Here is a 19,424-nt window from a genome sequence, read left to right as displayed (position 1 = left end):
GTCTCGAAAACACATGTATAATAAAATACGATTCAATTTAATTAAGGAGGCATTTGTTTAATGACTATGGAATGGACACTGGCGATCCTACTTGGCGTAGCAGTGTTACTTATACTACTTTCATTTTTTCGTAAAGAGAGAAATTCGAAGTATGAACAGCAGATAGAAAACATGTCAATTTCTTTCATGCAGGAAATCTACCAGTTAAAAAAGCAAATACGTACATTAGAATTAGACGCAGAGATTGTAGCGCAGCATACACCTCTCGCTACTCGCTCAGAGACACAGGTTCAAATTATGAGAGATGTTCTTGATTTGCATAAGAGAGGATATTCAAACGAAGGAATTGCGTCTGAAACCGGCTTAAATACGATGGAAGTTGATCAAGTTCTTGCTCCCTTCTTAGACCGCCCTGAAGAAGGCAAGAGGGTGTATACGCATGGCTAATTCGTTAAGAAGCTTCTCCATCGGCTTAATTGTGGCTTCTGTGGCATGTGGCTCTGTTTATTTTACGAACACCTCCAATGAGACAGATGCTGAAGTACAAGCAGAGACATTACTTACTGATGATGAAATGATTGAACAACTAGAGGAGCAAGGTTATTTGGTTCGAAACTCAGAAGAATGGGAAGACGAAGTAAACACAGTGATCGATACGACTCGATTAGAAGTTGAAGCAGAATTTGCTGCCCAAGAGGAAGAAGAATCAGAAGAAGAACCTGAAGAGGAACAGGAAGAAGAGCAAGAACAGGAGCAAGAAACGGAAGAGGTATTCTTGTTGATCATACGTAATGGTATGACAAGCTTTCAAGTGGCGGATGAACTGATTCGTGGAAACATCATTGATAATAAACAAGAATTTGTTGCTCAAGCTGAACAACAGAATCTAGCGGGATTCTTAAAGCCAGGTGCGTATGAAATTACAAGTGGCATGTCAACAGCTGAAATCTTTGCTTTAATTACATGATTAGATCCATTTACGTATAATTCGTCAAACTTTTTAATATTCCTTTAATTCTTTTTTAAAAAAACCAGCGAATTTTTATTCGCTGGTTTTTTACTATTACACAAGGCCGATTGCAACGGCAATGAGTACTAAGATAATACTGAACCCCCACATCCATAAGAACGAATAGCGGATATGTTTACCCATCTCAGCTCCAGCCAGACCAATTCCTAGCCATAGAGCCGGTGCAAATGGACTCACAAAGGTCCCAATAACATTTCCGATAAGCATCGCATACGCTGCTGACGCTGTCTCTACGCCAAACTGTGATGTGATACCATCAACGATTGGTAGTAACGCAAAATAATATGCATCTGTACTTGTAAGAAGATCAAGCGGTACTCCAAGTAGACCCATGATAATATGCAGATTTGGTACAACTGCTGCAGGTAAAACATCAACTAATGATAAAGCAATAGCCTCAAGCATCCCCGTCTCTCTTATGACACCTAAAAATACACCTGCCGCTAAAATAACTGAAGCCATTGAAAGAGCACTTGGCGCATGAACTTTAATTCGCTCCATTTGTAATTTTACATTAGGATAGTTAACAACTAATGCAACACTTAATGCCACCATAAAAATAAGACCTGGTTCCCACGTTGCTTCAAGTAAAGCAGCGACAGTTGAAAGCATGATGATTAAGTTTACAATCATTAGCTTCGGACGAAGTAAACTCTTATCTTCTTCACTAATGGTCGCCGCTTGCTCTTGTAATGCTAAGTTTCCTGAATACGTTTGTTCTGACTCTTTAATTTCACCTTTAGCAAACTTCCGAGCAATTCGACGTTTCTCGCGAATCCCTAAGAAGAAAGCTAAAATAACAACCATAACCAATCCAATAATTTGAATCGGGATAAGAGGTCTCCAGACATCTGCTGGACTCTCTCCTAATATAGAGGCAACACGTCCTGTAGGTCCTGCCCAAGGGACCATATTCATAACTGAAGCACTCGTTGCAATAATAAGAAGCAATAAGTAGCGACTCATGTGCAATTGCTTATAAAGCGGGAGAAGAGCTGGAATAGTAAAAAGGAATGTTGTTGCTCCAGCTCCATCTAGATGAGCAATAGCCCCAACAATCGCCGTACAGGTTGCAACTGTTACTACGTTTCCTTTGGACACCTTTATTAACCCGGAAATTAAAGGATTAAATAACCCCGTATCCTGCATAATCCCAAAAAATAAAATAGCAAAAATAAACATAATCACAACATTCATAACCGTGCCAATACCTGACTCAGTGAATGCCATGATTTCAGATGGATTAAATCCGGCTGCAAAAGCACCAACAATCGGAACAAGTACCATTCCTACAATTGGACTGATTTTCCCCCACATTAACAAACCAACAATTGTAATAATAATTAGAAGTCCTATTACGGTTAACATATAAAATCCTCCTACTCTCATTCTCAGATACACTTTAATGGAAGCGCTTTAATTTATCTTTGTATCACTGTAACCGATTTCATAACCGAATTACAATTTACGCCGATAAAAACCATAAAAGTTATTAACGCCAGGAAAAAGATAGAAAAAAAGAAGCAGACGAGGTGTCTGCTTCTTAAAAATCATTTAAGCTATTATTCTACTTCAGGATCTGTGTCAACGTCTTCTAAGACTGTATCTACGTCTTCAGGTCCTTCACGGTTTTCGTTGATATCGATGTAAGCATTAAGCATTTTTGAACCGATTTGTTGAGCAACATTTGTTTTATAAGATTTAGAGATCCCTGGAACTACCACTGTAAATGCAACCTGAGGGTTGTCAGCAGGCATATAGCCAACAAGCGTTTGGTTATTTCCATCATTTGTTGAATAAATGCTTACCTGTGCCGTTCCAGTTTTAGCAGCCATATCAGGGAATTGATCGTTAAAGTTTACTTTCTCAACGCCATCTCTTCCTTGTCTCATTCTGGATGCAGTTCCATTAGAACCATAAACAACTCTTTCTAATCCATTCTTAACCAACTGAATCTCTTCTCTACTTACATCTACTTGATTTAAAACTTCAGGTTTAAATTGAGTTACAATGGAACCTTCTTCACCACTAGTAGATGGCTCACGGATTTCGGAAACTAAGTGTGGCTTCATCCTTGCACCATCATTTGCGACTGTTGAGATATATTGAGCCATTTGTAAAGGAGTATAGGTATCGTATTGCCCAATAAAGAAATCCATTAGGTTACCACCATTTGTGTTATCCCCTACATATCCAGTTGCTACACTCGGTAAATCAATACCTGGATCTACTCCTAAACCAAATTGATTAAAATTGTAACGAGCTTTCTCATATCCATCTTGAATGTCTGAGATACTTCGAAAAGGTGCATTCTCTTGATACTCGTGGTTTGCGAGTCTCATTGCAATGTAAAACATGTATACGTTTGATGATCTTTCAAGTGCTGATAAATAGTTTACTGGTCCCATGGCACTTACAGACTTTTTAGGTGGTGTTCCTTTTACATTTAATGTTCTATCATTAATAACAGAACTTGGTGTCATTACTCCAGTCTGAAAACCTGTCAAAACTGATGCAGCTTTAACAGATGAACCCATTTCGAACTGAGCGTTTAATACACCTGTATCATTAATATTTGAAGCATCTGGATTATTCGGGTCATCTTTGTACCCAGCCATAGAAATAATCTCTCCGGTTTGAGGATTCATCATAACAGCATACGCTTCTCGATTCTTTAGAAAAGCTCCAAAATTAGACTTAACTGCTGTTTCAAGCGTTTCGCTTAGTTTCTGCTGCATTTCCATATCAATTGTTAACATTAAATCATTTCCGCGACTTCCTTGCTTTTCGTTCACTGTATTTTCTGTTTGAGAGCCATTACGAGTTGAACTGCGATTAATTTCTGCTTTTTGCCCTCTTAATACATCTTCATATTGTGCCTCTAAAAAACTTCTACCAATTAGATCTGAACGATCGTATCCCTTCGCTAAGTATGCATCGATACTCTCCGCTGGTATAGTACTTGTGTTTCCTAAGATACTTCTAAATGTATCACCGTAGGTATAGCTTCGACGAGAATCACGTAATATTTCCACCCCTGGAAGCTTATCCAGGTGTTCAGACACTTTATGTGCCTCTTCTTCACTTATTGCACGCTTAATACGTTGAGGGGATCCTGCATAGCCTCGGGTCATTTCACGGTAGATCGCAATGACCTTTAATTCGTCGTCACTATAATTAATTTGTTCATCCGTAATTTGATCAATAATCGCTTGGTATTCTTCCGCACCACTTAGATCGCCTTCAACGTTCTTAAGTAATTCTTTTCTTTCTTCAGCGGGTGTCGTTTCATACCAATAATCTTTTTTATCTCGTTCTGTAACTTTTTCTGTATCAACATCAATCATTTTTACTAGCTCATTTGCGATTCGAAGCATTTCTTCTGTTTTCTTTGTTGATGATTGTTCACTTGGGTTCGTATATGTAACAGACAGCTCCATCTCGTTATCAACTACTGTATGGCCGAATCTGTCATACATTACTCCACGTGGTGCATCAATTCGAGCGGTTTGATTTGCAGTTTGTGTTAATTCCTTTTCATACTCTTCCCCTTGGACAATTTGAACAACTCCCAGACGAAGAATTAAGGCTGAGAATAGTAGAAAGACAATGATAAACAGAACGTTTAAACGAACTGGAACGTGTTTACGCTTTTTATTCTTTTTCCCCATCGTACCTCTCCTTTTTAGAAACAAATTTCTATGTATACACACCAATAGACACCTCGGTTAGGGTGTCTCTGCGTTCACAAGTTAGTCACAATCATATAAAGTAATTCCCCGCGTAATGCCGTTACTCCCATCGTTCAAGAACCTACTTTTAGCAGGTGGGTGCCCGCAGAGCTTATTTCAGTGTCCAATAAATGGCATACTGTCCAAAGATCAATTTGAGGCTCCCTTTTCTTGATTAAGGTTCAAAACAAAAATGAAGCTCACGGACATGGCAGGTGAATAGATTAATTATAACATACTCAGACTTGGTGTTAAAGGAAGTTCTTAGTTCCTACTTAAGCATTTGATCCTCCTGTACCCCCTTCTTCTTCTGTTTGCGGGGTTAGCCCAGGTGCAGGTTTTAAAGGCTGATTTGAGAACGAGATGGTTCGAACAAACCAATAAATACATGCATGTCCTGCGCCTAATATTAGTAATAGAACAGGAATCGATTTAGCTTCAGGGAAAAAGGAGATAGCCGCAATAAACGCAAGAACCGATACGATCCTGCCACAATTTAAATAAAGCTCACGTACTACCATGTATTCAACACGCATGTCTGCTGCCTTCCATGCTTTCCCTATCACATCATATGTTAGGGACACATAAGGAACGAGCAGGATTGGATAAGCGATTGAAATGATGATTCCGTACGTAATCAATTTTGGAAACGTCACATTAAACAGGATTAAAAAGATCGCTCCGTATAAAAGTAAACCACCCAGCAAAATCGCTTTTTTTCTAAGCTTTTCTTTAATCAATCGACCCGCAGCGTAGTACACCACTAATTGAGTGGCTGATGTCACTAAACCGTACGTACCAAGCGCCAGTTCGCTACTTGTTACGGTATATACCCAAACCACAATGACAAATACAAACGTTCCTTCCCGTAACCCTTGAAAAAAATGAGCATACAGGATTCGGCCCCATGCATGGTTGAGCTTCTTTTCTTTTAAGATACGCCCAACATTAAACTGGCCTTTTGCATGACGTTTTTTTAAGGACATACTTAAAAAAACAGCCACAATAAAAATAAATAAGGAAATACTAAAAATCACGTGGTACCCCGTCGTTTTGTTCATTGCAGTAATGATCACACCAGCGGAAAGCGGGCCAATCATTCCAGCAAATGAAGTGAGTAATCCTAAGAACCCATTAAAGAAATCCCTTGTTTCAGGCTCTGTCACTTCAAATGTTAATACATTAAATGCAAGCCAATAACATCCAAGTCCAAATCCAACAAGTGCACCAAGAAGTAAAATGGCCGGAATTGACCCGCCTCCAATAAAGAGAACAGAAAAATAGAACAGTGACAGTACAGCCACTCCAATTCGAAGAACGTACACACGATCTATTTTTTTGGATAATCGTCCCGCCAAGTAAAAAGCGATTGGCTGGCAAATAACTGCTGCTAAATTATACAAAGCTAAATGGAGAAATTCACCTGACTGCTTCCAAAGGTATACGTTCACAAATGTATTTGAGAGCGCAATGCTTAATGCATACAGTCCACCAATGATCAGAAGCATGACGAGGTCCCGTGTAAGATCAATCTGACCAATAAAACGATTCAGGGTTTTTCTCTGCATGAAGTCACCCCCTCCGAGATAGTTTGTCACTCTCGGTTCGGGTTATGCAGTAAGTTTCTCTTGTCATGAAAAAACCACCGCACAAAGGGTGTGCGGTGGTCTAAAAAACTTATTTCGCTGCTTCGTAGTTCTTCGCAGCAACATCCCAGTTTACTACATTCCAGAAAGCGTTGATGTAGTCAGGACGACGGTTTTGATAATTTAAGTAGTAAGCGTGCTCCCAAACATCTAGTCCGATAACAGGAGACTTCCCTTCCATTACAGGAGTATCTTGGTTTGGTGTGCTTGTAATAGCAAGCTTGCCACCGTCAACGATTAGCCAAGCCCAGCCTGATCCGAAACGGTTAGCTGCTGCATTAGCAAACTCTTCTTTGAACTTGTCAAAGCTGCCAAATTCCTCAGTAATTTTGTCAGCAAGCTCACCAGTTGGAGCTGTGCTTCCGCCTGGAGTTAGAAGCTCCCAGAAGAATGTGTGGTTAGCGTGTCCGCCACCATTGTTACGTACTGCTGTACGAACAGATTCAGGTAGAGCATCAAGATCGCTGATTAGCTCGTCCACTGATTTGCTTGCAAGATCAGAATGACCTTCAAGAGCTGCGTTTAGCTTTGTTACATAAGTATTGTGGTGCTTGTCGTGGTGAATGTTCATTGTTTGCTCATCGATGTGAGGTTCAAGTGCGTTTGCTGCGTAAGGTAATTGTGGTAATTCATATGCCATGTTAATTCTCCTCCTTGAATGAGTACCTAGTGTTAGAACTTTTGAAACATAAATGTTTCTTAAGTCTTCCATTTTAAGTTATCAAATAAGAATGATATATGCAAATGAAACGACTCTGCCTCAAACGAGTTCTAAAGATATAGTTTCCACATGTATTTGAGGACTAAACGTGGAATTCATTTGATTTGGATTCATTTGTAATGAGTGTGAGAGTGATGTTCTTGGTTGACGTGAGATACTTTTTGGTTTGGCTCTTAATGTTCTTGGTGTCAGAAGTTTTTTTCTTAATGTTTAAGGGGCGTGCTTAATATTAAGTTCTTTCTCCTTGCTATCAGCGCCTTATTCTTGGTGGAATATGCTCCGGGCTTGGTGCGCAGCTCGTTTTTCTTGCTAAGGCTCCTCCATACTTGTTAAAGGTTTAATTGTTCTTAATTGCACGCTCTTTGTTCTTGGTATCCATCACTCTCCCTTTGCCGGAGCTAAGGTTCTTGCTTAAGATGAGATTTTTCTTGCTCTCCCCAAATATTTCTTACTGTTAGGGAGTTTGATCTTGATATTGGAAACCCGAGCTTGGTACCAGCTTCTTCTCCCTTGGTATCAGCACCTGTTTCTTGGTGGAATGTGCCCCGGGCTTGGTGCGCAGCTCGTTTTTCTTGTTAAGGCCTCTTCGGGCTTGGTAAAAGTCCAATTGCTCTTGCTTTCAAGTTCTTTGTTCTTAATTCCACTCTACTCTCACACCAAAAAGCACAAAAAAACTCCGAACGACAATGCGTTCGGAGTTTTTCGTTTTTGAAGGAGGAAGAGGGATTCGAACCCCCGCGCGGTTTGACCCGCCTGTCGGTTTTCAAGACCGATCCCTTCAGCCAGACTTGGGTATTCCTCCAGGTTATAAGATAAGTACGGATAAGAGTGGACCCTGTAGGACTCGAACCTACGACCGATCGGTTATGAGCCGAGTGCTCTAACCAACTGAGCTAAGGGTCCAAGATGGGGCGGCTGATGGGAATTGAACCCACGAATGCCGGAATCACAATCCGGTGCGTTAACCACTTCGCCACAACCGCCATGTCAGTCTTCTAATCCAACTTATGTAATTATGGTAGCGGCGGAGGGGATCGAACCCCCGACCTCACGGGTATGAACCGTACGCTCTAGCCAGCTGAGCTACACCGCCATATTATGGCTCCACAGGTAGGACTCGAACCTACGACCGATCGGTTAACAGCCGATTGCTCTACCACTGAGCTACTGTGGAACATTGTGTCCCTCAAGACAAGAACTATCTTATCACGATATTTTAAAGTGTGCAATACTTTTATCGAAAAAAGTTTTTTTATTTAATTGCGGGCAATAAAACCTGCAAGAAATACTTTACCACATGCGTATTTGGTGGACAAGCACATAATAAAAAAGAAAAGTGCTGAGATGAGGAAATCCCCCACTCAGCACAGAGAGAATTTAATATTCTCCAATTACAGCTTCAGCAATGTTCACACTGTGATCACCGATGCGCTCAAGGTTACTTACGATATCAACAAATACGATTCCAGATCCTCCAGAACAGCTTCCATCGTTCATACGAGCGATGTGCTGCTTTCTAAGACGTCTCTCCATCTTATCTATTAATTCTTCTTTTTCAAGTACGCCTTTAGCCTTTTCAACGTCATGGTCTTCAAGTGCGCCAATTGCTGCTTTAAGCGTTTCTTTTGTCAGTTCAAACATTTCATTTAGGTCAGCTATTGCTGTTTCAGACATCGATACTTTGTTCGATTTCTGGAAGTCTTTTAATTCAACAATGTTTTCCATGTGATCACCAATTCGCTCGATATCACGAATGGAATCTAGAAGTGTAGAGTGTTTTTTTGAATCTAAGTCAGATAAAGACTGAGAAGATACTTGGATTAAGTACTCTGTAATTTCTCGGTCTAAGTTATTAATTGCCTGTTCATATTGAACGGTCTTCTCTGCTTGCTTTTTGTCGCCAGATACAAGATACTGCGCCGCTTGGTCAAGTCCTTCGTACGAGTATTCCGCCATACGCAATACCTCCTGCTGTGCTTGTCCCAAAGCGATGGAAGGTGAACTTCCGATAAAACGAGTATCTAGATGTTTCGATTTGAATTCTACAATTGCGTCCTCACCAGGAATGAGCTTTGTTACAATCCAAGCAAGCACACCAATGAAAGGGAATAGCATGATGACATTGGCTACGTTAAAGACACCATGTGCGGTTGCTATTTGCATCATTGGATTCAAGTTAAATGTGACAGCAAGATATTCAATAAATTGCTGGAAAAATCTTAATACAATTAAAACGATGGCCGTACCAAGTAAATTAAAGATTACGTGTGTTAGTGCAGCTCTTCGTGCAGCAACTGTTGCACCAATGGCTGAAATGACGGCCGTAATGGTTGTACCAATGTTATCTCCAAATAAAACAGGTAAAGCTGCTGTAAGGTCAATGGCTCCTTGAGCATAAAGCTGCTGAATGATACCTATGGCAGCAGATGAACTTTGAATAATTACCGTTAAGACAGTTCCGACTAGAACTCCAAGCAATGGATTCTCACTTAATCTCACAGTCCATTCAGCAAATGCTGGCATATCACTTAAAGGCGCTAATCCTTGTCCCATTAATTTTAGTCCATAAAATAAAGCTCCAATACCAAATACAACTTGTCCAATATTGGTAATCTTTGGTGATTTAAAGAAGAACAGCATAAAGGCACCCAAAGCAATGACTGGCAATGCATACTCGGATAAGTTAATACTAATGATAAATGCTGTTGTTGTTGTACCAATGTTGGCACCCATAATTACACCAATCGCTTGTCTAAGCGTCATGAACCCTGCATTTACAAGGCCAATCGTTAGAACCGTTGTTCCTGTACTGCTCTGAATGGCTGCTGTTACAATGATACCAGTTAGCACACCCATAAATGGATTTGATGTAAACTTATCTAACAAATCCCGCAAACGGTCGCCTGCCGCTTTTTGAAGACCATCCCCCATAAACTTTACAGCAAATAGAAAGATCCCTATGCCTCCAAGAAACGTAAATACGAGCGATTGAACATCCACACAATCTCATCCCTTCATCTAACATCATACGTTTATTCGACATGAATCACGCACATACGTGTCTATTATTAAACATATATTAATTATTTGTAAACCACAATTTACAAAACAGTACAAGTTATCTATTTCACAAGCGCTTTTTTGTGAACGTTGTGTGTTGCTATTGCCCAATGAATCCGCTTCCGCTATCATAAAAATAAAAATCACACAGGAGAGGCTTCATGCGTTTTTTTACTTGGTTTTTAAAGAGTTTGTATCATCGTCAATCTATTCTTGCTTCTCGGTTCCGTCAAACCATCCATATATTAGGACATGTCTGTTTTACTATTTTTATTGCTCTTATTCCCTATTGTCTTGTTTTAAGTGTCTCCATTTGGTCAGGAATTACACTTATTGAACAAACGTTAGTCGAAGAAGATATTGATTTTTCAATCACACAAGGAGTCCTTCAAACCTCTGTTGAATCAACTCCTACTGTCTTGGAACTTAACCAGTCTCATCAAATAATTATTGATCCAACGAATGAACTCACCGTGGATCGTTTGGATTACCAAGGGATACTTCTGCAAGAACAATCTGTTGTGTTTCATACAGCAAATGTAAATCAGGCTCTTTCCTATACATTACTTGGAGAAGGCGTATTTACGAAAACGGATATCCTTGAAAAATTGTCCGACATTAAATCATTTCTACCCATTTTGCTGGTCATTATCTCTATCATTGTTTTAAGCGTTATGATTGGTCTAGCCTTTTTAGGAATTTCACTCCTTGCATTTGTAGGTCATTTTCTACAACGGAGAAATCCATCGATTACATATGTACATTTATGGAAAATAGCAGCCCATACGATCACACTTCCTGTCATCCTTTTTGCATGGATTATTGTCATTGGTGATTTTATCCCGCTCCTTCTCTGGATTGGACTAGTCGTTGCTCTATACTGTTATTTCATCATTCGACTTCCACAAAAAAAGAAGAGTAGAAAAACGACTTAACGTTTTTCTACTCTTCTTTCGGTGCTTCTGATTGTTCAACTTTTGCAACTAAGATTCTCGTACCATCAACTGATAACACTTCAATTTCTTTTTCTTGCTCGATCCATTGCCCCCCACTTGTTGCACTGTAAGGCTGGCTTTCAATTACGATCGTGCCTGTTGGTCTAAGTGAACTTAATGTCTTTCCTTTTTTACCAACTAAATCCTTGTAGCTTTCATTAATGGAATTGTAACCTCGATCACTTGTTAATCGATCTTTAAATGTAAGCTTTGCCCACATTTGTCTGCGTGTAAAAACCTTTAAGAAGAATAAAGAGCTAAGAGCACCAAGTATAAAGGCCATCCCCACTAAAATACCATAAACTAAGTTTGGAGCCGGAATTGCGAGTCCCACAACCATTAAAATGACACCAATTAATCCAACCGTCCCATCAGAAAAGAGCTTACCATCCAAGATAATTAGCGCAATTCCAATTAAATAAAGAATGACAACCCAAAATCCCGCATCTCCAGTTAAATGATATAGGAAATAGGCAGCCGTTAATCCTACTCCGAGCAAGGCGAATAATCCACGTGCTTTAACGAGTAATTCACCGAATAAAAACAATGTTCCTAAAAAGATCACGATAAAGCCGATACTTGCGCTATCAAGCCATTCCATTTCGTCATCTCCCCTTTCTCCAATATTCTATACGTATAATCATATCATTCGGTTTCACTTTTTTTAAAATTAAAACGGTATCATTTCGTGAACAAAGTTAGAGAAGGAATACACAATTCCTTCTCTCTTAAAATTATTTAAACCAACCTTTAATGGATTCAATAATTTGATTGATAAAATCTAAAAAGCTACTTAGAAACGATTGTGTTTCATCTTTATTTAAGAATTCACCCAGATTATCGCGAACCTTCGAAATCTGATCTTGTACTTGATCCCAGTTTATATCTAAATCTTTCATACGCATGAACAATGATACAAGTCCATTAAGCTCTTCATCTGAAAGGGTAATTCCAAGTTCACCTGCAACTCGTTGAATTAACGCTCGTAAATCTTCTTCAGATTCAACAGGTTGATCTCCAATTTCCTCTTTGATTCGGTTGATTAACTCAGTCGCTTCGTCAACGCCGATGGATTCGCTCAATTCTGCTGTACGAACCATCTCCTCATTGGCGACTTGCTTCTGTTCTTCAGGTATATCAACACCTGCGGCAACTTCATACGCTTTAATTAATCCAGTTAATCCCGCTGTTCCAGACACTTCAAATGGAGCTGTTACGTAGATATCGGCATCCTCAACTCCGGCTGTTACAAGTGCATTAGCATACATTTTATCTGATACCCATGTAATATTATTTGTTTGTACGTTAATACCTTCACCAGACTGAGTCATTGTAATTTTTGAAGAGGATAACGCACGACTTCCGATGTTTGTCTTACTAATGTAATCTCCTAAATATACATGTTCCTCTTCATTGGTGACTTCTAATGTTTCTACCTCATCTGTGACATCCATTTCTTTAAGCAAGTCCTCTCTCTGTGCAGGAGACAAATCAGCTCCTAGAGTTACGATGACATCACCTGGTACTGCATCCGCCTCTGCAATAGTTGGTATGAACAAGAGAAGAATAAACGTTAGTAACATTGATTTTTTAAGTTTATTAAACAATTTTTATCGACCCCTTTTATGGTTGTAAAACTACATTGCTTTGTAAGGTATCTTCTATTTTTCTAATACCCTTCACATTAGGTAACCTTTTTTACGAATAAATGAAAAGTTACTTTAGACCTAATTTTAGCTCATTTCTATCTTCTTAACACCCTTTTCCTTCCATAAAATAAATACAAGAAACCCTATAATCGCTGTCCCACATATAAACACAAATCGGTATGTCGTCCAATTTGCCATCCATGCTGAGAATAAGATGGGACCACTCGCCACCCCTATAAAGCGAATCATCGATAACCATGAAAGGGCCTTTTCTCTCACTGCTTCCGGTATGAGAAAAACCAATGCACTCGTTGACGCCGGTAGCATCACGCCAGACACTGCTCCAACCACACAAGCACTAACGATTAAAAGTGATGTGTGTATGTAGAAAAAGCTTACAAAAACAGTCACTATAAGAAGTACAAGAACGCCTACTTTTAATAGCAATTGTAGTTGGCTAAATGTCTGCAAAGACGACCTGCCGTAAAGATAGGACATCAGTACTAGAATAGCAAGTGGCAACGAAATGAACAAGGAGCGAATAAACGAATCTTCAACTATAGATGAAATGACAAAAAGAAGTCCATATAAAAAGAACATCACATAAAAACCAATAGACAAGACAGGAAGAAACTCTCGGAAGTATGGTAAAAGCTTTTTTTTAGTGGGAGAATTTTGACCTTCCTCTCTTTGTCTTCCGAGCAAGCTGAATGTTGCAGCTAGTGCAACAAGCGCAATCGCCAAATACCAAACAAAACCTGCTTGCCAGTGGTACGCAACAATCAAGCCGCCAAGAATAGGACCAGCGGTTTTACTTAATCCGTTAACAATTTCTAAGAAGCTAAACACCTTCGCTTGCTGTTCTTTTGGATACCGCTCAGAAGCTAGAATCATGCCCATTGGAGCTGTAGCCCCCGCCCCAATGCCTTGCAGTATCCTTCCTCCTAGTATCATGTCATACGCTTTGGTCGAATCCGTAGTGAATCCAGCTAAAGAAGCAAGAACACATCCTAGAACCAATCCGGATAAGCTTGCAATTAGTACAAATTTCCGTCCATATTTTTCTGATAGCCATCCACTAATTAAAATCATTAGTGCTCCTGCATAGGAGAATACACTTAGTAATAGACTTGTTTGATTTGATGTTAATGCTAATTCTTCTTGAATTGCAGGCATAATTGGAATAAAGAGCCCGTTACCAATAACCATAATCATCGTAAAGGTAGCCAGTCCTATTTTTGTGAGTCCCTCTTGCATGTTCATCTATTTCTCTCCTTCCTTTTCTAAAAATAATAGTCATAAACTAGATAACTCCCGCATAAACTTTTACTATCTAGATTTCCCCGAGGAGGACAAGCTATGAAGCGCTTGTTTATTTGTATTGCTCTAATCCTTGTCATAGCAGGAATTGTTTCGGACCTACGGACAGGGTCTCTGCCTAATCAATCTGTTAAACAAATTAATCAATCCGCACCAACTAAAAAGGTAGAAACACCGGATGATTCACCCTCCCTTGTCTCTCAAGAGGTCATTGTTGAGCCGGGTCATACTGTTTTATCAGTAGTTGAACATTTAAATGAAGGTCCTATTCCTGTTAGCATTGCGCAAATAATAGAAGACTTTAAATCGTTAAACCAATCGCTTGAACCTGATATGATTCAAACAGGTGAGACTTATTTATTCCCAATTTATAAGAAAGAGTGAATTTCCTTGCCAAATCGAGGAGGTCATTGATAAAATAAAGTCGTATCTCTAAATGAGAGACTAGACAACTAGTGAACGTTACTCGTTGAATAAAGGAGCGATTGGTCAATGACCGAAATTACTCATCGTACAAAAACCCGTCCAGTTAAGGTCGGTAATTTAACGATTGGCGGCAATGATGAGGTCGTCATTCAAAGTATGGCAACAACAAAAACACATGATGTCGAAGCGACAGTTGCTGAGATTAATCGACTTGCTGAAGCAGGATGTCAAATTGTTCGTGTAGCTTGTCCAGATATGAAAGCTGCAGAAGCAATTAAAGATATTAAAGCGCAAATTTCAATTCCATTAGTTGTTGATATTCATTTTGATTACAAGCTGGCATTAAAAGCCATTGAAAATGGAGCTGACAAAATTCGCATTAACCCAGGTAACATCGGGCGTCGCGAAAAGGTTGAAGCGGTCGTTAAAGCCGCTAAAGCGAAAGGCATTCCTATTCGTATTGGTGTTAATGCAGGATCGCTTGAACGCAAAATCTTAGAGAAATACGGATACCCTACAGCAGATGGTATGGTTGAAAGTGCACTTCATCATATTAAGATCTTAGAAGACCTTGACTTCCATGACATTATCGTTTCCATGAAGGCGTCTGATGTAAACCTAGCGATTGAAGCCTATGAAAAAGCTGCTAAAGCTTTCGACTACCCTCTTCACCTAGGAATTACAGAGTCTGGAACGCTATTTGCTGGTACAGTAAAGAGTGCAGCAGGACTAGGTGCTATTCTTAATATGGGAATTGGGAATACCGTTCGTATCTCGTTAAGCGCAGACCCAGTTGAGGAAGTAAAGGTTGCTCGTGAGCTTCTTAAATCCTTTGGTCTCGCAGCAAATGCTGCAACGCTTATCTCATGCCCGACATGCGGTCGAATTGAGATTGACTTGATTAGTATTGCCAATGAAGTAGAAGAATACATTGCTTCTATTAAAGCTCCTATTAAAGTCGCTGTACTTGGTTGTGCGGTGAATGGACCTGGTGAAGCTCGTGAAGCAGATATCGGTATTGCTGGAGCACGTGGAGAAGGTCTCCTATTCCGTCACGGAGAAATTGTTCGGAAGGTTCCTGAAGAAACAATGGTTGAAGAACTTAAAAAGGAAATTGATATCATTGCTGAAGAACATTACAAAAAGCAAAAAGCAGCTGAGCTTGAAAGCAGTATGTAAAGAAGGTCCCGTTAGTCAATTAGACTACGGGATCCTTTTTTTGCGCTCTCTGCACAGATCATTACTCGAAGTTAAATAAACGCTGAGAAAAACAATGACGTTAGAATGGACACAATTCCAATTCCAATACCCCAATTACCAATCGATTTTGAAGCACTCTTCCTCGCCACAAAGCCAACAATAATACCTGCCGCACCTAAGAGAATCGGCAAAATAAACAAAGAGAGAATGGATAAAACGACTGAGAAAATTCCCATCGCTCGTCCATTCATCAACTGTTCAACAGGCTCATCAGAGTCACGTTCATCATTGGAAAAGGACATTGGCTCGGAAGTATGAAACTCAGCAGCTGCTTCTTCTTTGTAATCTGCATTACGTTCAGCAAGATCAACGTTTGTATCTGTTACATTCTCTGGATCCACTAAACGTACGGGTTCTTGCTCTGGGTGTTTATCAATCGCCAATTTGAATCCCTCCACTCATTTCCTGCAGAGAGCATTTATAGTGTACCCAAACGATTGTTATTGACCCGTTTACCCATTAGAATGTTGTCTTTGTTTTAAATCCTTCTTTATTAAATGCTACAATAAGGATGAGAGGATGATGATATTGAACACGATTCGAATTGGTTTAGATATTGATGGAACCGTCACCGATCCAGCTGCATTTGTGCCGGCCTTAAATCAATCATTTCAAAAAAATTTAACCTTAGACGATTTAACGTCTTATGACTTAACAGGTGTGCTTGGAATTACTCGCGACGAATTTACTGAATGGATGAAAACGAACGAAGCGACCATCTATGCGAACGTCACTTTGGCGGAGAATGCTAGCCAAGTGTTAGAGAAGTGGCAACGCTCTTTTGAACTTTATTATGTAACAGCTCGGGGCTCTTATCTTGAGGAGATTACTCGCACTTGGTTTCAAACAAACCGTGTTCCTCACCATCACATTGAACTTCTTGGCCAACATAATAAAATTGAGTCAATTAAGGAGCATCAGATTGACCTTTTCTTAGAAGACAAATATGACAATGCTGTAGAGATTGCCACTCATTGTGGTATCCCAGTCCTTCTGATTAATACTCCATACAACCAAGGGGAGGATCCAAAAGGCGTAATTCGAGTGAATGACTGGCTTTCTGCTGAACAATGGGTCGAGAATTGGATTCAAGATAAAAAGAGGTGATCTCGGTTGTTCCGTTGGTTTAAGAAGAAAAACTGTCATTTCTGTCATAAGAGAACCTCTTTTATGCAAACATATATTTCTGATCAAGGCAAACACATAAAGGTTTGTGAGAAATGCCTTGAATATGCTGAGAGGCGCGCACTAAAAAAAGCATGAGCAGACTGCTCATGCTTTTTTTAAAGAACACGATTCGCACGTTCCATACACTTCAAATTTATGTCCTTCTACTTGAAAAGCAGGGAATTGCTTAGCAATCGCTTCCTCACTCACGGGGCATGTGTGAAAATGCTCTGTACGCCCACATGTTAAACAAATAAGATGATGGTGGTGAGAATGTGTTTGACATGTAATCCTGTATCGCTTCTCTCCTTCAAGCTCCGTTTCTTCAAGGATCGTTAATTCTTGGAAGAGAGAAAGATTGCGATAGATTGTATCAAAGCTTAAACCCGGATAATCCTTTTGCATATGCTCCAACACTTCTTTGGCTGAAATATAGCGATCTTCATCGGCAAACAATTGAATCATCATTTCGCGTTTCCCTGTATATTTATAGCCTTCTTTTTTTAGTACATCTAATGCATCAGATACGTTCATCTGCTGACACCCTTCCGTCACACGAGTAAATTGTTCCTTTTATTATAAACGATTCACAACACTTGCGTCACTTACTGTTCGATCATTGAGCTTGGCTTAGGCTTTCGCATCCATTTTATCTTCCGGTTGCGGCCAAACAAAATGGATAGTAGCAACAACACAACTGAGATCATTACGATTGTTCCACCAGGCGCCAAATCGAGTTGGAACGCAGCTATAAGCCCCCCAACCACAGCAATTTCTCCAAGTATAACTGAAAAGAAAAACAACTGCTTAAATCCTTTTGCAAATCTCATCGCACTAGCAACAGGCAGGGTCATTAAAGCTGAAACAAGAAGGATTCCCACCACTCGCATCGCGGCTGCAATGACTAGAGCAACAAGGACAACAAAAATCATATTTACTAACTTTCGATTGACCCCAGAAATAACGGCTTGTTCCTCATCAAATGAGAGGAAAAATAATTCTTTGTAGAAAAGAACAAGAACGACAATAATGACAACGGTAATGATGCTAATTGTAATAAAGTCCGATTGTGTAACAGCAATTACACTACCAAACAAATAATTAAATAAATCATTATTAAATCCATTGGCAAGCGATATGAAAATAACGCCAATCCCTATTCCGGCAGATAATATAATTGGAATGGCAATTTCTTTATAGAACGTGTACACACGGCGTAGCTGTTCAATGAGTAGCGATCCTCCGACAGAGAAAATCATGCCCATATATAATGGATTAAGACCCGCAAAGAATCCAACATATTTGCCCATCAATAGGCTGAATGCTATACCTGATAATGTAATATGAGAAAGAGCATCAGCAATTAAAGACATTCTTCTCACAACTAGAAACACTCCAAGTATCGGCGCTAATAATCCAATCATCATACCCGTATATAATGCATATTGAAGAAAGTCAAACCTTAGAAATGTTTCAATCATACGTGCACTTCCTCATTCACTCGATAAACGTGTAGTAAATCTTGATTTTTTTCAAAGTCAATTGGCTTATGAAAGTGAATCGACTGGTTAAGACATGCTACCTCTGTTACATATTTAGTCATCACACCTGTATCGTGCGTAATTAAGAGAAGGGTTAAGCCTTTTTCTTCATTTAACGTTTTTAGGAGCTCGTAGAATGTTTGTACACTAGCCACGTCTACTCCAACAGTTGGCTCATCTAGGATGAGGAGCTCAGGTTCACTTACTAGGGCTCTTGCGATAAACACGCGCTGCTGCTGACCACCTGACAGTTCACCAATGTTTTGTTTAGTGTATTCCTGCATGCCTACTTGGGAAATCGCTTCATGAACCTTTTGCTTATCTTTCTTTGTCATAAAACGAAACAAACCTAGCTTTCCGCACAAGCCCATGGATACAACTTCAAATACAGTAGCCGGAAAACCTGAGTTAAAGCTACTTGCTTTCTGTGATACAAAACCAACCTTATCCCATCTTTGAAATTGACTCACACGTTCACCAAAGATTTCAACCTCTCCTTGGACCGGTTTAATGAGCCCGAGTAGCAACCTGATAAGTGTAGACTTTCCTGATCCATTTGGGCCTACTAGACCAAGAAATGACCCCTTTTCAAGCTTAAGAGACACATTCTCTAACACGTGCCGATGATCATAATAAAAATGTACTTTTTTTAGTTCCGCTAAAATCGTCTGGTTGGACAAAGACGATCTCTCCTTTTCGTGTGTATTCAACCATCTCTTAAGAATGATTACGATTTATTTGACTTACCCTATTATAAAGCTTTTTATCCATCTGTCCACCCAAGGAGATTATTTCTTAGAAATTACCCAGATCACAAGAATTCATCGTAGAGTAGCTAACAAAAGAAAACCGGGTGAATCCTCACAGAGGCTCATCCG

Annotated in this window: 18 protein-coding genes, 5 tRNA genes and 1 other RNA gene; 6 read left to right on the top strand and 18 right to left on the bottom strand. The window is 39.7% G+C overall.

The genetic code is table 11. The features are described 5' to 3' along the window. The first annotated feature begins 60 nt into the window (after positions 1-60). Both JNO66_RS01745 and JNO66_RS01740 read left to right on the top strand, forming a co-directional pair. A complete protein-coding gene (locus JNO66_RS01745; protein ID WP_246483147.1) occupies positions 61-447 on the top strand; it encodes a hypothetical protein in 387 nt (128 codons plus the stop codon). Further along, positions 440-967, top strand: a complete 528-nt coding sequence (locus JNO66_RS01740; RefSeq protein ID WP_203086479.1) for a hypothetical protein — start codon at positions 440-442, stop codon at positions 965-967. Before JNO66_RS01745 ends, JNO66_RS01740 begins: the two co-directional genes overlap by 8 nt. Positions 968-1,063: 96 nt before the next feature. Here JNO66_RS01740 and JNO66_RS01735 read toward each other — a convergent pair whose 3' ends face one another. The 11 genes from JNO66_RS01735 to JNO66_RS01685 form a co-directional block, all read right to left on the bottom strand. Beyond that, positions 1,064-2,398 carry a CitMHS family transporter gene (locus JNO66_RS01735; protein ID WP_203086478.1) on the bottom strand — a complete coding sequence of 445 codons (1,335 nt, stop codon included), beginning with the start codon at positions 2,396-2,398 and terminating at the stop codon, positions 1,064-1,066. Between the two features lie 194 nt (positions 2,399-2,592). Further along, the gene (locus tag JNO66_RS01730; RefSeq protein ID WP_203086477.1) at positions 2,593-4,701 is read right to left on the bottom strand and encodes a peptidoglycan D,D-transpeptidase FtsI family protein; all 2,109 of its coding nucleotides are present in this window, start codon (positions 4,699-4,701) and stop codon (positions 2,593-2,595) included. Between the two features lie 101 nt (positions 4,702-4,802). After that, positions 4,803-4,982: non-coding RNA, 6S RNA (ssrS, locus tag JNO66_RS01725), on the bottom strand. A 54-nt stretch (positions 4,983-5,036) separates the two neighbouring features. After that, positions 5,037-6,329 (bottom strand): MFS transporter, encoded by a 1,293-nt coding sequence (locus JNO66_RS01720; protein WP_203086476.1) that lies wholly within the window; start codon positions 6,327-6,329, stop codon positions 5,037-5,039. A gap of 109 nt (positions 6,330-6,438) precedes the next feature. Then, positions 6,439-7,047: a superoxide dismutase gene (locus tag JNO66_RS01715; protein WP_203086475.1), complete on the bottom strand. Its 609-nt coding sequence runs from the start codon at positions 7,045-7,047 to the stop codon at positions 6,439-6,441. Positions 7,048-7,840: 793 nt separating this feature from the next. After that, positions 7,841-7,930, bottom strand: a tRNA-Ser gene (locus JNO66_RS01710). A gap of 27 nt (positions 7,931-7,957) precedes the next feature. Next, positions 7,958-8,031: transfer RNA gene (locus JNO66_RS01705), tRNA-Ile, on the bottom strand. Positions 8,032-8,035: 4 nt separating this feature from the next. Further along, positions 8,036-8,111 (bottom strand) — tRNA-His (locus JNO66_RS01700). A 33-nt stretch (positions 8,112-8,144) separates the two neighbouring features. Continuing rightward, positions 8,145-8,221 (bottom strand) — tRNA-Met (locus tag JNO66_RS01695). 6 nt (positions 8,222-8,227) lie between these two features. Then, positions 8,228-8,302, bottom strand: a tRNA-Asn gene (locus JNO66_RS01690). Between the two features lie 203 nt (positions 8,303-8,505). Next, positions 8,506-10,128, bottom strand: a complete 1,623-nt coding sequence (locus tag JNO66_RS01685; protein ID WP_203086474.1) for a Na/Pi cotransporter family protein — start codon at positions 10,126-10,128, stop codon at positions 8,506-8,508. A 221-nt stretch (positions 10,129-10,349) separates the two neighbouring features. Between JNO66_RS01685 and JNO66_RS01680 the strand changes: the two genes are divergently transcribed. Further along, a complete protein-coding gene (locus JNO66_RS01680; protein WP_203086473.1) occupies positions 10,350-11,123 on the top strand; it encodes a DUF1189 domain-containing protein in 774 nt (257 codons plus the stop codon). 7 nt (positions 11,124-11,130) lie between these two features. On the opposite strand, the gene JNO66_RS01675 is transcribed toward JNO66_RS01680, so the two are convergent. The 3 genes from JNO66_RS01675 to JNO66_RS01665 all read right to left on the bottom strand — a co-directional run bounded on the left by JNO66_RS01675 (position 11,131) and on the right by JNO66_RS01665 (position 14,095). Beyond that, complete coding sequence (locus tag JNO66_RS01675; RefSeq protein ID WP_203086472.1) at positions 11,131-11,784, bottom strand: NfeD family protein; 654 nt, start codon at positions 11,782-11,784, stop codon at positions 11,131-11,133. Positions 11,785-11,917: 133 nt separating this feature from the next. Next, positions 11,918-12,766, bottom strand: a complete 849-nt coding sequence (locus tag JNO66_RS01670) for a DUF1002 domain-containing protein (protein ID WP_203087472.1) — start codon at positions 12,764-12,766, stop codon at positions 11,918-11,920. 150 nt (positions 12,767-12,916) lie between these two features. Further along, positions 12,917-14,095, bottom strand: coding sequence for an MFS transporter (locus tag JNO66_RS01665; RefSeq protein WP_203086471.1), 1,179 nt, complete (start codon positions 14,093-14,095; stop codon positions 12,917-12,919). Positions 14,096-14,191: 96 nt separating this feature from the next. Between JNO66_RS01665 and JNO66_RS01660 the strand changes: the two genes are divergently transcribed. Both JNO66_RS01660 and ispG read left to right on the top strand, forming a co-directional pair. Further along, positions 14,192-14,536 carry a hypothetical protein gene (locus tag JNO66_RS01660; protein ID WP_203086470.1) on the top strand — a complete coding sequence of 115 codons (345 nt, stop codon included), beginning with the start codon at positions 14,192-14,194 and terminating at the stop codon, positions 14,534-14,536. A gap of 108 nt (positions 14,537-14,644) precedes the next feature. After that, positions 14,645-15,757, top strand: coding sequence for a flavodoxin-dependent (E)-4-hydroxy-3-methylbut-2-enyl-diphosphate synthase (ispG, locus tag JNO66_RS01655; protein ID WP_203086469.1), 1,113 nt, complete (start codon positions 14,645-14,647; stop codon positions 15,755-15,757). A gap of 71 nt (positions 15,758-15,828) precedes the next feature. On the opposite strand, the gene JNO66_RS01650 is transcribed toward ispG, so the two are convergent. Next, positions 15,829-16,221: a DUF4190 domain-containing protein gene (locus JNO66_RS01650; protein ID WP_203086468.1), complete on the bottom strand. Its 393-nt coding sequence runs from the start codon at positions 16,219-16,221 to the stop codon at positions 15,829-15,831. Between the two features lie 136 nt (positions 16,222-16,357). Between JNO66_RS01650 and JNO66_RS01645 the strand changes: the two genes are divergently transcribed. After that, positions 16,358-16,945 carry a hypothetical protein gene (locus JNO66_RS01645; protein WP_373367147.1) on the top strand — a complete coding sequence of 196 codons (588 nt, stop codon included), beginning with the start codon at positions 16,358-16,360 and terminating at the stop codon, positions 16,943-16,945. Between the two features lie 165 nt (positions 16,946-17,110). Here the strand turns inward: JNO66_RS01645 and JNO66_RS01640 are convergent, their stop codons facing one another. From JNO66_RS01640 to JNO66_RS01630, 3 genes are all read right to left on the bottom strand, one after another. Further along, on the bottom strand, positions 17,111-17,539 hold the full coding sequence (locus JNO66_RS01640; protein WP_203086467.1) for a Fur family transcriptional regulator: 429 nt from the start codon (positions 17,537-17,539) through the stop codon (positions 17,111-17,113). Between the two features lie 71 nt (positions 17,540-17,610). Beyond that, the gene (locus JNO66_RS01635) at positions 17,611-18,486 is read right to left on the bottom strand and encodes a metal ABC transporter permease (protein ID WP_203086466.1); all 876 of its coding nucleotides are present in this window, start codon (positions 18,484-18,486) and stop codon (positions 17,611-17,613) included. Further along, positions 18,483-19,226 (bottom strand): metal ABC transporter ATP-binding protein, encoded by a 744-nt coding sequence (locus tag JNO66_RS01630; RefSeq protein ID WP_210340740.1) that lies wholly within the window; start codon positions 19,224-19,226, stop codon positions 18,483-18,485. The genes JNO66_RS01635 and JNO66_RS01630 overlap by 4 nt, the downstream gene beginning before the upstream one ends. Positions 19,227-19,424 lie beyond the last annotated feature (198 nt).

Origin of the sequence: Alkalicoccobacillus gibsonii (genome assembly GCF_016798245.1) — a bacterium.
Lineage (GTDB): Bacteria > Bacillota > Bacilli > Bacillales > Bacillaceae_D > Alkalicoccobacillus > Alkalicoccobacillus gibsonii.
Note: the sequence above shows the minus strand (reverse complement) of the source record. Positions and strands in the feature narration are given on the sequence as shown.